The organism is Achromobacter sp. 1012554356 (assembly GCF_059760815.1).
Map to the genome: position 1 here is coordinate 53,215 of NZ_JCBANC010000034.1, position 12,483 is coordinate 65,697.

Genomic DNA, 12,483 nt, shown 5'->3' on the forward strand with positions numbered 1-12,483 from the left:
ACCCCGAGCAGCGGTAATACCCTGCCCGTTTTCATCCTTTTGACGAATGCTGCTGCCCCTGTTCCGACTTTTTGCCGCCCTGCCGCTCCCCGTCGCGCATGCGATCGGGCGGTTCGCGGGACGCGCCATCTACGCCTTGCCGGGCAAATACCGGCGGCGCCTGCAGGCCAATGCAGCGCAGGCCGGCTACCCCGGCGCGGCGTTCGCCCGGCGGGCGGCGGCCGAAGCCGGCGCAATGATTCTTGAGAACCCGCGCGTCTGGTTCCGCAACCAGGAAAGCCTGGCGCAGGTGGTCTCCGACGATGACGACGTGGTCGCCGCCGCCCGCGCGGAAAACCGCGGCATCCTGTTTCTGACCCCGCACCTGGGCTGCTTCGAGATCACCGCCCGCTATCTGGCCCGCCAGATGCCCATGACGGTGATGTTCCGCCCCCCACGCAAGGAAGCGCTGGCGCCCCTGCTGGAAACGGCGCGCAACAGTTCGGCCGTCAATGCGGTGCCCGCCAACATGCAGGGCGTGCGGGAATTCGTGCGGGCGCTGCGCCGCGGTGAATCCGTCGGCATGCTGCCCGACCAGGCGCCCAGCGTGGGCGACGGCGTATGGGTGCCGTTCTTCGGGCGTCTGGCCTACACCATGACGCTGCCCGGCAAGCTCGCGTCGCAGACCAACGTTCCCATCATCCTCACGGCCGGCGAGCGCCTGCCCAAGGGCCGCGGCTGGCGCATCCACTACGTGCGCGTGCCCGAACCGCTGCCCGCCGAGCCCGAGGCCCAGGCCGCCCTCATCAACGCCGCGATGGAAACGCTGATCCGCCGCTGCCCCGACCAGTACCTCTGGAGCTACAACCGCTACAAGACTCCGCGCGGCGCCGCCCCGGCGCCCGGCGCAGAACCGGCGCCGCCGGCCGCTTGATCCCTTGCCGCTCCCGCCGCCCGGTCTCATTCCACGTCCATGATCGATAGAAAAACGCGCACGCTGGTTTCCCTGCTGAAATGGTTCAGCCGCATCAAGCCGTCGACGCGCCTGCGCATCGGCGCTTGCCTGGGCTGGCTTGCGCCCCGCCTGGCCAAGTCGCGCGCGCACATCGTGCGCCGCAATCTCGAACTGTGCTTTCCCGACCAGCCCGCGGCCGTGCGCGAACAATGGGTGGCCGACCACTTCCGCGCGCTGGCGCAGTCCATCGTCGACCGCGGCGTGCTCTGGTACGGCACGCCCGAAGCGATCAAGGACATGGTCACGCTGCAGGGCGCCGACCGGATCAATGCGCTGACGGCCGAGGGGCGGCCCGTGATCCTGCTTGCGCCGCACTTCATTGCGCTGGACGCCGCGGCCACCAGCTTGACCTTGGTCATCCCCAGCGCGGCCACCATGTACACGCCGCAGAGCGACCCGCACATCGACGCCGTCGTGGCCGCCGGCCGGGCGCGCTTCAACGAAGTCTTCCTGGTCAGCCGCAAGGATGGGGTGCGCGACCTGATCCGGCACCTTCGGGCCCCGCGCCCCGTCTACTACCTGCCCGACATGGACTTCGGCCGCGTGGGCTCGGTCTTCGTGCCGTTCTTCGGCGTGCCGGCCGCCACGCTCGTCGCCACGGCCCAGCTGGCCCAGAAATGGAACGCCGCTGTCCTGCCGATCGTGGGATTCTGGAATCCGGACACCGGCAAATACCACGTCGACGTGCTGCCGCCGCTCGAAGACTTTCCGGGCGACGACACGCTGGAAGCGGCCACCGCCCGCCTGAACCGCGAACTCGAATCCTGGGTGCGCCGCTGCCCCAGCCAGTATTACTGGGTCCATCGCCGCTTCAAGACGCGTCCCGAAGGCGAACCCAAGCTGTACTGATCCGCGGCGCGCGCTCGCCGCACCGCGAGAATGGGCGATAATCCGCAGATGAACTGGAACTTCACCAAAATGCACGGCGCGGGCAACGACTTCGTTGTGCTCGACGGCGTCCGTCAGACCATCGAGATGACGCCCGAGCGCGCGCGCGCCCTCGGCGACCGCCACTTCGGCATCGGCGCCGACCAGATCCTGCTGGTCGAACGCGCCACCCGGCCGGACGCCGACTTCCGCTATCGCATTTTCAATTCCGACGGCTCCGAGGTCGAACACTGCGGCAACGGCGCCCGCTGCTTCGTGCGGTTCGTGCACGAGCAAGGCCTGTCCGACCGCAATCCGCTGCGCGCCGAAATCGCCACGGGCATCCTGGTCCTGGACGAAGGCGACGACGAACAGGTCACCGTGGAAATGGGTAGCACCCGTTTCGACCCGGCCGCGCTGCCCTTCGACACCGCCGGCCTGCCTGCCGTCACGCAAGGCCAGGACACCCTCTGGGAGCTGGACCTCGACGCCCCCGCCGGGCTGCCCCGCACGGTCGTCCTGTCGGCTGTCGCGATCAGCAATCCGCACGCCGTGCAGGTCGTCGACAACGTCGACACCGCGCCCGTCGCCGTGCTGGGCCCGCTGATCGAAACCCATCCGCGCTTTGCGCGCCGCGTCAACGCCGGCTTCATGCAAGTCGTCGACCGCCACAACATCCGCCTGCGCGTCTTCGAGCGCGGCGCTGGCGAGACCCTGGCCTGCGGCACGGGCGCCTGCGCCGCGGTCGCGGCCGGCATCCGCCGCGGCCGGCTCGATTCGCCCGTGCGCGTGCAAACGCGCGGCGGCGTGCTGACCGTCGCCTGGAACGGCGAACAACTCCGCATGACCGGCCCGGCCGAATCCGTCTTCACGGGCCAGGTCGACATCGACAAGCTCGTTTTCTCCATGGCGCTGAACCGATAACTCTATGACTGATACCGCTTTCACCGCCCAGGACATCGCCGCCTTCCTGCAAGATAACCCCGGCTTCTTCGACGAACACGCCGAAGTCTTCTCCACCCTGCAGATCCCGCATCCGCACGGTTCGCGCGCCATCTCGCTGGGCGAACGCCAGATCCTCACGCTGCGCGAGCGCACCCGCGAACTCGAATGGCGCCTGAACGAACTGGTGCGCAACGCCACCGCCAACGAGACCATCGGTTCGCACGTGGCCAAGTGGTGCTGCCGCCTCTTGTCCGAATGCGATCCGCAACTGGTGCCCGGCGAAATCGCACTGGGCCTGGCCGAGCAATTCGAACTGAACCACGTGGCGCTGCGGCTCTGGAACCTGTCTGAACTGCCCGATCACGGCTACGGCGAGCCCGTGTCGGACGACGTGCGCACCTTCACCGACAGCCTGAAGACGCCGTATGTCGGCGCCGACACCGCCTTCGAAGCGGTGAACTGGCTGGACGCCAAGCCCAAGTCGCTGGCGCTGGTGCCGCTGCGCCTGGAAGCCGACGGCGCCGCCGTTGGCCTGCTGGTGCTGGGTTCCGACGACCCCGAGCGTTTCACGCCCGAAATGGGCACGACGTTCCTGGAATCCGTCGGCCAGCTTGCGTCGGCAGCCCTGCACCGGCTGAATCCGGCCTCGCCCAAGGCGTAAGCCTGCCGGGGCGGACAAGGACAACGCGATGCGCAACGCCGAGCAAGACGCCAATCCGCCCCCCCTGCCGGATCCGATGCGCGCCTGGCTGCGCCATCTGGAAACCAACCGCCGGTACTCGCCCCATACGCTGGACGGCTACGGGCGCGAACTGCAATTCTTGCGCGAACTGGCCGACAAGGCCGGCCTGCCGCTCGATAAGCTCGCCAACGGCCACATCCGCCAATTCGTGGCGCGCCTGCATGCGCAGGGCCGCGGCCCGCGCAGCCTGGCACGCACGCTGGCGGCATGGCGCGGTTTCTATCAATGGTGGGCGCCGGCCGCCGAACTGGCCGGCAATCCCGTCGCGGGCGTGCGCGCCCCCAAGGCGCCGCGCGGCCTGCCCAAGGCCTTGTCGGTCGAACAGACGCAGGCCCTCCTGGATAGCGCGCCCGCACAGGTCGCCACGGAACCGGCCGCGCTGCGCGACCAGGCCATGTTCGAACTGCTGTATTCCAGCGGACTGCGGCTGTCGGAACTGGTCGGACTGGACCTGCGCTACGAGCGCGCCGCCGATTACGAATCGCGCGGCTGGCTGAATCTGGATGACGCCGAGGTCGTGGTGCTGGGCAAGGGCGGCAAACGCCGCTCGGTGCCGGTCGGCCAGCAGGCCCTGGCCGCGCTGCGCAAGTGGATCGAGGTGCGTCCGCAACTCGCGCGGCCCGCGCCGCCGCCCGAAGACGCGGCCGCGCTTTTCCTGGGCGCGCGCGGACGCCGCATTTCGCCGCGCGTGGTGCAGTTGCAGCTTGCGCGCATCGCGCAGACGGCGGGTGTGCCCACGCATGTGCACCCCCACGTCCTGCGCCACAGTTTCGCCAGCCACGTCCTGCAATCCGCGCAAGACCTGCGCGCCGTGCAGGAGATGCTTGGCCACGCCAATATCTCGACCACGCAGATCTACACGCGGCTGGATTTTCAGCATCTGGCCAAGGCCTACGATCAGGCGCATCCGCGCGCCGGGCGCAAATCCTGAACCTTTCTGCCTGAACCTTTCTGGCGGCGCGGCTCTGCTGCCTGAACAAGCGCGGCCGCAGTTCGCAGATCGCGTCAGCCGCCCGCCGCCACCATGCCGCCCAGCAGCGTCACCCCCAGCAACAGCACCGCCATCGCCGCCAGCGCCTCGATGGCGTAGCGCAGCCACGCCGCGCCCGCGCCAGACAGGCGGCTGCCCAGGCGCGTGGCCGCGCCCCCGGCGGCGACGGCAAGGCAGGCCAGCACCGCCACCGTCAGCCCCGTGCCCAGGCCCATCGCCAGCGCCGACGCCACCCCGGCCAGAAAGAAGTTCTGCGACAGCGCGAACACCAGCACGATCAACGCCCCGCTGCAGGGCCGCAGGCCCACGGCAAAAATGGCCGACCACGCGCGGCGCCAGTTCAACGGACCGGCGACCTGTTCCGGCGCGGGCACGTGCACGTGTCCGCACCCGCAGTCGTGGCTGTGGTCATGGTCGTGGTGATGATGGTGGTTGTGCTCATGATGATGCACGTGCGCATGTACGTGCGCGTGATCCGGCGCATGCGCGTTGCCATCGTCATGCGCATGCTGTTGCCCATGCCCGCGCGCACCAGCCCGCCGCAGCAGCGGCCTCACCGCCTTGATCCACACCAGCCACACGCCCAGCAGCGTCACCAGCGCATACGACGCCAGCTCCAGCCAGCGAGTGGCCTCGTTCATCGTGGCCGCCGTGGCGTTGAACACCAGCGCCAGCACCGCCACCATCACGATTGCCACCAGCGCCTGGATCAGCGAAGACGCCAATGCCAGCAGCGCGCCGTTGCGCGCGGTCTGGCGGTTGGCCAGCACGTACGACGAGATAACCGCCTTGCCATGGCCCGGCCCCAGCGCATGAAAGACGCCGTAGGCAAACGACAGGCCGATCAGGGCCCACGCCGCGCCGCCGTCCGCCTGCCAGGCACGCACCGCGCCCGTCAGTTGCCGGTAGAAATGCGATTGCCAGACGGACACGCTGCCGAAAAAGCTGGACAGCCAACCGGGCCCGGCCACGCCGCTTCCGCTTTCCGGCACGCCAAAGGGATGCGCACCTTGCGCGGCCGCCACCGACAGCCCGCCGATCATCAACAGGACGACGGCCAGCACGCGCGCCCATCGGCCTACGGGCATCGCACCTCGATGCGGTGCGTGAGCCCCTTGGTGATGGCGAACAGTTCGTCCGGCAGGGCGTCCGGGTCGGCCGGGATTGCGGCCAGTTCCTGCATGGTTTTCCAATCCAGTTCCTTGGGCTTGCGGTAGTCGGCCTTGCAGGCCGCGCCTTGCGGGCCGCCGAGCGACACCGCGCCCTGCTCTTCAAATGCGTAGGCCACGAAATAGGTGGGGTCGTAGATATCCACTTGCGCGCCGCCCGCGCCTGGCGCAACGGGCTCGGCCAGCGGCAGCGTGAAGGACAGCGTCAGCCGCGTGGTCTTGGGATTCCAGTCGACGCGGGCATCGCGCGGCGCGCCAAACGCCGCGCTCTTGCCGTCCACGGTGACGCGCGTGAAGTAGTGCGAGATCGGCTCGCCCAGCGCCTTCATCCAGTCCTGCGCCATGCCTTTGAGCGTGTCGGCAGGCAGCGACCCGTCCTTGGCTTTTTTCAGCCCCTGCGTCGCATAGGCGCCAAACATCTCGTCGAACCGCCACACCTGCCGCACGGCGGTGATGCGGTGCGCGGCATCGACGTCGATCTGCGCGCGCGCATCGATCCACATATGCGGGTGCGCACTGGCGGCGCCCGCCGCCAGCAGCGCCGCCACGGCGCTCAGGGTTGCAAGGCCGCGGCAAGCTGGCGTGCGTTCCATTCAAACATTTCCAGGTAGGTGGCGCCCGGCTGTCCAGGCTTGGACAGGGCATCGGAGTAGAGCGTACCACCCACCTTTGCGCCGGTCTCACGCGCGATCTGCTGGACCAGTTTCGGGCTGCTGATGTTCTCGACGAACACCGCCGGCACCTTGTCTCGCCGCACCTGTTCGATGATCGCCGCCACCTCGCGCGCGGACGGCTCGGCGTCCGTCGACACGCCCATCGCGGGGATGAACGTCACGCCATAGGCGTCGCCGAAATAGCCGAACGCATCGTGCGAGGTGACAACCTTGCGGCGCTCCGCGCCGATGGCAGCAAAGGTCTTGCGCAGGCTGGCATCCAGCGCCTGCAGCTTGGCGATGTACGCGTCGGCGCGCTGGCGGTAGGCCTGCGCATGCGCGGGATCCGCGGCAGCCAGACCGTCGGCCACGTTGCGCGCGTAGATCACGCCATTCGCCAGGCTTTGCCAGGCATGCGGATCGGCGTCGCCATGGCGATGGTGATGGCCGGGCTTGTGGTCGTGGTCGTGGTCGTGGTCGTGGTCGTGGTCGTGATCATCGTGCCCGTGCGTGTGATCGTCCTTGTGGTCGTCCTTGTGATCGTGGTCATGCCCGTCGCCCTGTCCCGCGAACTTGCGCGGCGTAACGCCCGTGGACGCCGTCACCGTCTGCCCGGCGAACCCGGACGCCTTCGTCAGCTTGGGCAGCCAGGTCTCGAAGTCCAGGCCGTTCACCACCAGCACGCGCGCGTCGGCCAGCTTCTTCGCGTCGCTGGGCGTGGGTTCGTACCCATGCGCGTCGCCGTCAGGCCCGACCAGCGTCGTCAGGCTGATGTCGGCGCCGCCCACTTCCCGCACGATGTCGCCCAGGATGGAAAAGCTGGCCACGACCTTCAGAGGCTCGGCCGCCTGCGCGGTCCCCAGGACGGCCGACAGGCAGACGCCCGCCATGGCCAGCAGTGCACGGCGGCGCGCCGGCAGAATCGAACGCATGGTCAATCTCCTTATGTAGTCTCAGGCAAGGCGCACCCGGCGCGTTGCCCGCAGCAGCCCGCCTTGCGGTCCGCCCATGATGGAAAACAGATAGCAGGCGCCGGCCGCCAGGATGATCGCGGGCGAGGCCGGCACGTCGAAGTGATAGGAGACCAGCAGCCCGGCCACGGAAGACGCCACGCCGATCGCCGCCGACAGCGGAATCTGGCGGGCCGCGCTGCGCACCCAGAACCGCGCCGCGGCGGCCGGCAGCATCATGATGCCCACCACCATCAGCGTGCCCAGCACCTGAAAACCCGCCACCAGGTTCACCACGACCAGCACCAGAAAGCCCATGTGCACCACGCCGCCCATCCCGCCGCTGGCGCGCAGGAATCCCGGGTCCAGGCATTCGGCGACCAGCAGCCGGTAGATGGCCGCCAGCACAAGCAGGGTCACGCTGGCCGTGGCGGTCACCAGCAGCAAGGCCGCATCGTCCAGGCCCAGCACCGTGCCGAACAGCACATGCAGCAGATCCATGTTGGAGCCGCGCAGCGACACCAGCAGCACGCCCAGCCCCAGCGATATCAGATAGAAGGCGGCAAAGCTCGCGTCTTCGCGCAGCGGCGTCAGCCGGGCCACCAGCCCGGCCAGCAATGCCACGGCCAGGCCGGTAGCGATGCCGCCCGCCATCATCGCGCCCAGCGACAGGCCGGCCATCAGAAAGCCGACGGCCACGCCCGGCAGGATGGCGTGCGACATCGCGTCGCCCATCAGGCTCATGCGCCGCAGCACCAGAAAGACACCCAAGGGCGCCGCGCCCAGCGACAGCGCGCAGGCCCCGGCCAGTGCGCGCCGCATGAAGCCGTAGTCCAGGAACGGCGACACCACCCACTCCACGAGCGTCATGCCCAGACTCCCGCATGGCGCTGGCGCGCCGCCTTCAGATGCGCCTCGCTCAACGTTGCCGCGGTGTCGCCCCAGGCCACCACCGAGCCGGACAACAGCAGGCTTTCCGGAAAATGATCACGCACCAGATCCAGGTCGTGCAGCACCGCGATCACCGTGCGGCCCTGTCCATGCAAGCCGCACAGCAGCGCCATCAGTTCCTCGGCGGTGTGGCTGTCCACCGCCGCGAAGGGTTCGTCCAGCAGCAGCACCGGCGCGTCCTGCACCAGCATCCGCGCAAACAGGGCGCGCTGCATCTGCCCGCCCGACAGCGTATCCACGCCGCGGCCAGCGGCATCGGCCAGGCCCACGGTTTCCAAGGCGTGCATGCAGCGGTCCAGCTCGTCGTTGCGGAACGCGCGCCATGCGCCGACCCGGCGCCACGCCCCCATGGCCGCCAGGTCCAGCACCGTCGTCGGAAACGACCGGTCCAGTTCCGCCGCCTGAGGCAGCCACGCCAGCGCCGAACGTCCCGCGCCCTGAATACGCACGCTGCCCGTCATCGGACGCAGCACGCCCATGATGCCCTTGATGAGCGTCGACTTGCCCGCGCCGTTGGGTCCGACCACGGCCGTCATGCCGCCGGGCGCGAAACTGCCCGACACCGCGCGCAACGCCGGACGCCCATGCCAGCCGAACGATGCGTCGGCCAGCTCGACCGTGACAGGCGCCGCCTTCATCGCGGCCACCAGTCGAGCGCCCAGCCGGTCAGCGCCCACAAAGCGGCCGCGGCAACCAGCGCACCCGCCATGCGGCGCCAGGCGGAAACGAGAAACGCGGATCGGGACGGCGCGCCCCGGCCGGGCGCGGCGCCGGGCCGCGCGGGCAGGAGCGTGAAGTGGGACATGGCAGGCAACAACGGAAAGCGGCGAAGGATTTTTATTATGTTATATCATAACTAAACCATGATGGCGTCAGGGCCGGTTACCGCGCGCGGGGGTTTTCTGCTACCTTCCAGGCATCTCGCGCGCGCGTCGCGCGCGCTTCCCATTCAGATAAAGCCCGCCATGTCCGCTCCATCCCGTCCACCCCGCAACGACAGCGTTGGCGCTCAGCTCAGCGTCGCCGAAACGCTGTGCGCGCAGCGTGGACGCCGTCTTACCCCCATCCGCCGCAAGGTCCTCGAACTGCTGCTGCGCCATGGCCGCAGCCTGAAGGCCTACGAGCTGCTGGACGCCATGCGCGCCGTCCATCCGGGCGCAGCGCCCCCCACGGTGTACCGCGCCCTGGACTTCCTGATGGACGAAGGCCTGATTCACCGCCTGGACGCCGTCAACGCCTGGAGCGCCTGCCACGACGCCGGCGGCGCGCCGCACGACCTGCTCGTCGTCTGTACCGGTTGCGGCGCGGTCGCAGAAGTCTCCGACCCGGCCATGAGCCGCCAGCTGGCCGAACGCGTCGCCCAGACGGGCTACGCGCTGGCCACGCACGAAACCGAGATCCGCGCGCTGTGCCCGCAGTGCCAGAAGACGCAACCGGCCGACGCGGGTCACCACCACCATCACCACTGATTGGGGGATATCCCCCGGGGCGTTTCATCCTTTGGATGCGCCCGTCCGGCCGAGCCGTTCCGGGCCCGCCCGCCCCCCGCCGCCGGCGCTCCCTTGAAATCCGGCAAACCGCCCCAAAATAGAGGTATCGCCCGATACTTGACGGCGTTCGGCTGCCATCTGGCGGCCACGGCCCCCCGGGTTGGCCCGGGGTTTGCCCCCTGCCCCCGACTGTGCTGTAATCCTGCGTCCGGCCGCTATCGGTGGCTATCGCAGCCTGTGGCAGACATCAATCGGCAGGGACTGAAAACCCCGTCAGGCGCTGTGTTTCACGCCCTGACATCACGCTAGCAGCTTCGCCATGAACACCCCGCGCAGTTTGGACAAAATGGTTCCCGTCACCATCCTCACCGGCTTCCTCGGTGCGGGCAAGACCACCCTGCTCAAACGCATCCTGACCGAATTCCATGGCCGCCGCGTCGCCGTCATCGAAAACGAGTTCGGACCCGAAAGCATCGACAACGACCTGCTCGTGCAGGACAGCGACGAAGAAATCATCGAGCTGTCCAACGGTTGCGTCTGCTGCACGGTGCGCGGCGACCTGATGCGCACGCTGTCCGAGCTGCGCGCCAAGCGCGAAGCCGGCGAACTGACTTTTGAACGCGTCATCCTTGAAACCACCGGCATGGCCAACCCCGGCCCCGTATGCCAGACGTTCTTCATGGATGACGACATCGCCGAATACTACCGCCTGGACGCGGTGGTCACCGTGGTCGATGCCAAGCACGGCATGGCCACGCTCGACGAACAACCCGAAGCCCAGAAGCAGGTCGGTTTTGCCGACCGCATCCTGATCTCGAAGAAAGACCTGGTCAACGAAGTCGACTACGAAGCGCTGCGCCACCGCCTGGTTCACATGAACCCGCGTGCGCCGATCACCGCCGTCAATTTCGGCGACGTCGACCTCAAGTCCATCATCGACATCAGCGGCTTCAACCTGAATTCCATTCTGGACATCGACCCGGAGTTCCTGGCCGATGAGCATCCGGACGCCGCGCACAATCATGCCCACGGGCACGATCACGGCCATGGCCATGGCCATGGCCATGACCACGATCACGATCACGATCATGACCACGACGGCGACTGCGGCGCGCACTGCAATCATGCCCATCATCACCACCCCAAGCACGACGACGAAATCGGCGCGTTCGTGTTCCGTTCCAACAAGCCGTTCGATCCCGCGCGCCTTGAGGAATTCCTGGGCGGCGTCGTGCAGGTCTATGGCCCCGACCTGATGCGCTACAAGGGCATCCTGTACATGAAGGGCATCAACCGCCGCATGTTGTTCCAGGGTGTGCACATGATGATGGGCGCCGAACCCGGCAAGCCGTGGACCGCGGCCGAGAAACCGTCCACCAAGATGGTGTTCATCGGACGAAAGCTGCCCCAGGAGATTTTTACCCGGGGCTTGGAGCAGTGCCTGGCGGGGTAATCCCCATTCCTGCGTGACGCGATGCGACGAAGGCAGTACTGTGAGGTACGAATAGCGTAGGCAACAAATAACACGGACCGGGACGGACGCCCGCGCCAGGATCGATTCATAGTGGAGTGTTTACATGGCTACCAAGGCAGCAACCAAAAAATCAAGTAAGTCGACGAGCGATACGGCGATTGATCTGCCCAGCGAGAAGGAATTGCTGGCCATGCCCGAGTCGGACTACATGAACGACCGCCAACTGGCGTTCTTCAAGGAACGGCTCAAACAACTCGAGCAAGACATTCTGGCCAACGCCGGCGAGACCACCGAGCATCTGCGTGAAACGCAATTCGTGCCGGATCCCGCCGACCGCGCCACCATCGAGGAAGAGCACGCCCTGGAACTGCGCACCCGCGACCGCGAGCGCAAGCTGCTGAAGAAGGTGCAGCAGTCCATCGCCCGCATCGACAGCGGCGAATACGGCTGGTGTGAAGAAACGGGCGAGCCCATCGGCATCCCCCGCCTGCTCGCCCGCCCCACGGCCACCCTGTCGCTCGAAGCGCAGGAACGCCGTGAAATGCGTCAAAAGCTGTACGGCGACTGATCCGTCCCGCATTCGCTCCGCCCCTGAAAGGCCATGCCGGTTAGCCGCATGGCCTTTTTTCTACTTGATATCCCCGCGACTGCCCCCAGCTAAATCTTTCAACGGAAGGAACGCATGGAACAATTTCACGCCACCACCATCGTGTGTGTGCGCCGCGGCAACCGCGTCGCGCTGGGCGGCGATGGCCAGGTCACCCTGGGCAACATCGTCATCAAGGGCACTGCCCGCAAGATTCGCCGCCTGTACCACGACAAGATTCTCGCTGGCTTTGCCGGCGCCACCGCCGATGCGTTCACGCTGCAGGAGCGCTTCGAAGCCAAGCTCGAAAAGCACCAGGGCAACCTGATGCGCGCCGCGGTCGAACTGACCCGCGACTGGCGTACCGACCGCGTCCTGCGCCGCCTGGAAGCCATGCTGATCGTGGCCGACGCCGAGCACACGCTGGTGCTCACCGGCAACGGCGACGTCCTGGAACCCGAGCACGGCCTGGCCGCCATCGGCTCCGGCGGCGCTTATGCCCAGTCGGCCGCGCTGGCGCTGCTGCGCAACACCGACCTGCCGCCCGAAAAGATCATCAAGCAATCGCTCGAGATCGCCGGCGACCTGTGCATCTACACCAACCAGAACCACGTCATCGAAACGCTGGGCGACTGACGCCTGCCGCGCCGCGCAACCTGCGCCGCGGCGGG

General features: G+C 67.7%; 15 protein-coding genes. 9 read left to right on the forward strand and 6 right to left on the reverse strand.

Going from position 1 to position 12,483, the window contains the following annotated elements; all coding sequences use genetic code 11:
* Positions 1–46 precede the first annotated feature (46 nt).
* Genes AC6LJW_RS18000 through xerC form a run of 5 tightly spaced genes read left to right on the forward strand, consistent with a single transcriptional unit; the run spans position 47 to position 4,479 of the window.
* Entirely contained in the window at positions 47–913 is an 867-nt protein-coding gene (locus AC6LJW_RS18000; RefSeq protein ID WP_498087902.1) for a lysophospholipid acyltransferase family protein, read from the forward strand.
* 39 nt (positions 914–952) lie between these two features.
* Positions 953–1,843, forward strand: coding sequence for a lysophospholipid acyltransferase family protein (locus tag AC6LJW_RS18005; protein WP_056571239.1), 891 nt, complete (start codon positions 953–955; stop codon positions 1,841–1,843).
* Between the two features lie 30 nt (positions 1,844–1,873).
* Entirely contained in the window at positions 1,874–2,785 is a 912-nt protein-coding gene (gene dapF / locus AC6LJW_RS18010) for a diaminopimelate epimerase (RefSeq protein ID WP_498087903.1), read from the forward strand.
* 4 nt (positions 2,786–2,789) lie between these two features.
* Positions 2,790–3,467: a DUF484 family protein gene (locus tag AC6LJW_RS18015; protein ID WP_056571235.1), complete on the forward strand. Its 678-nt coding sequence runs from the start codon at positions 2,790–2,792 to the stop codon at positions 3,465–3,467.
* 28 nt (positions 3,468–3,495) lie between these two features.
* Positions 3,496–4,479 carry a tyrosine recombinase XerC gene (gene xerC, locus AC6LJW_RS18020; RefSeq protein ID WP_056571233.1) on the forward strand — a complete coding sequence of 328 codons (984 nt, stop codon included), beginning with the start codon at positions 3,496–3,498 and terminating at the stop codon, positions 4,477–4,479.
* A gap of 74 nt (positions 4,480–4,553) precedes the next feature.
* Here xerC and AC6LJW_RS18025 read toward each other — a convergent pair whose 3' ends face one another.
* Genes AC6LJW_RS18025 through AC6LJW_RS18050 form a run of 6 tightly spaced genes read right to left on the reverse strand, consistent with a single transcriptional unit; the run spans position 4,554 to position 9,067 of the window.
* Positions 4,554–5,582: a nickel/cobalt transporter gene (locus AC6LJW_RS18025; RefSeq protein ID WP_498087909.1), complete on the reverse strand. Its 1,029-nt coding sequence runs from the start codon at positions 5,580–5,582 to the stop codon at positions 4,554–4,556.
* A gap of 35 nt (positions 5,583–5,617) precedes the next feature.
* Positions 5,618–6,301 (reverse strand): DUF1007 family protein, encoded by a 684-nt coding sequence (locus tag AC6LJW_RS18030; protein ID WP_498087904.1) that lies wholly within the window; start codon positions 6,299–6,301, stop codon positions 5,618–5,620.
* Complete coding sequence (locus tag AC6LJW_RS18035) at positions 6,262–7,293, reverse strand: metal ABC transporter substrate-binding protein (protein ID WP_498087905.1); 1,032 nt, start codon at positions 7,291–7,293, stop codon at positions 6,262–6,264. The genes AC6LJW_RS18030 and AC6LJW_RS18035 overlap by 40 nt, the downstream gene beginning before the upstream one ends.
* Before the next feature lie 21 nt (positions 7,294–7,314).
* A complete protein-coding gene (locus AC6LJW_RS18040; RefSeq protein ID WP_498087906.1) occupies positions 7,315–8,181 on the reverse strand; it encodes a metal ABC transporter permease in 867 nt (288 codons plus the stop codon).
* Positions 8,178–8,900: a metal ABC transporter ATP-binding protein gene (locus AC6LJW_RS18045; protein WP_427984473.1), complete on the reverse strand. Its 723-nt coding sequence runs from the start codon at positions 8,898–8,900 to the stop codon at positions 8,178–8,180. Before AC6LJW_RS18045 ends, AC6LJW_RS18040 begins: the two co-directional genes overlap by 4 nt.
* Positions 8,897–9,067: a hypothetical protein gene (locus AC6LJW_RS18050; protein WP_498087907.1), complete on the reverse strand. Its 171-nt coding sequence runs from the start codon at positions 9,065–9,067 to the stop codon at positions 8,897–8,899. The genes AC6LJW_RS18045 and AC6LJW_RS18050 overlap by 4 nt, the downstream gene beginning before the upstream one ends.
* Positions 9,068–9,227: 160 nt before the next feature.
* Between AC6LJW_RS18050 and AC6LJW_RS18055 the strand changes: the two genes are divergently transcribed.
* The 4 genes from AC6LJW_RS18055 to hslV all read left to right on the forward strand — a co-directional run bounded on the left by AC6LJW_RS18055 (position 9,228) and on the right by hslV (position 12,448).
* Entirely contained in the window at positions 9,228–9,731 is a 504-nt protein-coding gene (locus tag AC6LJW_RS18055; RefSeq protein ID WP_056327248.1) for a Fur family transcriptional regulator, read from the forward strand.
* A 340-nt stretch (positions 9,732–10,071) separates the two neighbouring features.
* Complete coding sequence (locus AC6LJW_RS18060) at positions 10,072–11,205, forward strand: CobW family GTP-binding protein (protein ID WP_498087908.1); 1,134 nt, start codon at positions 10,072–10,074, stop codon at positions 11,203–11,205.
* 124 nt (positions 11,206–11,329) lie between these two features.
* Positions 11,330–11,794, forward strand: a complete 465-nt coding sequence (gene dksA, locus AC6LJW_RS18065; RefSeq protein ID WP_056327244.1) for an RNA polymerase-binding protein DksA — start codon at positions 11,330–11,332, stop codon at positions 11,792–11,794.
* A 114-nt stretch (positions 11,795–11,908) separates the two neighbouring features.
* A complete protein-coding gene (hslV, locus tag AC6LJW_RS18070) occupies positions 11,909–12,448 on the forward strand; it encodes an ATP-dependent protease subunit HslV (RefSeq protein ID WP_056571219.1) in 540 nt (179 codons plus the stop codon).
* Positions 12,449–12,483 lie beyond the last annotated feature (35 nt).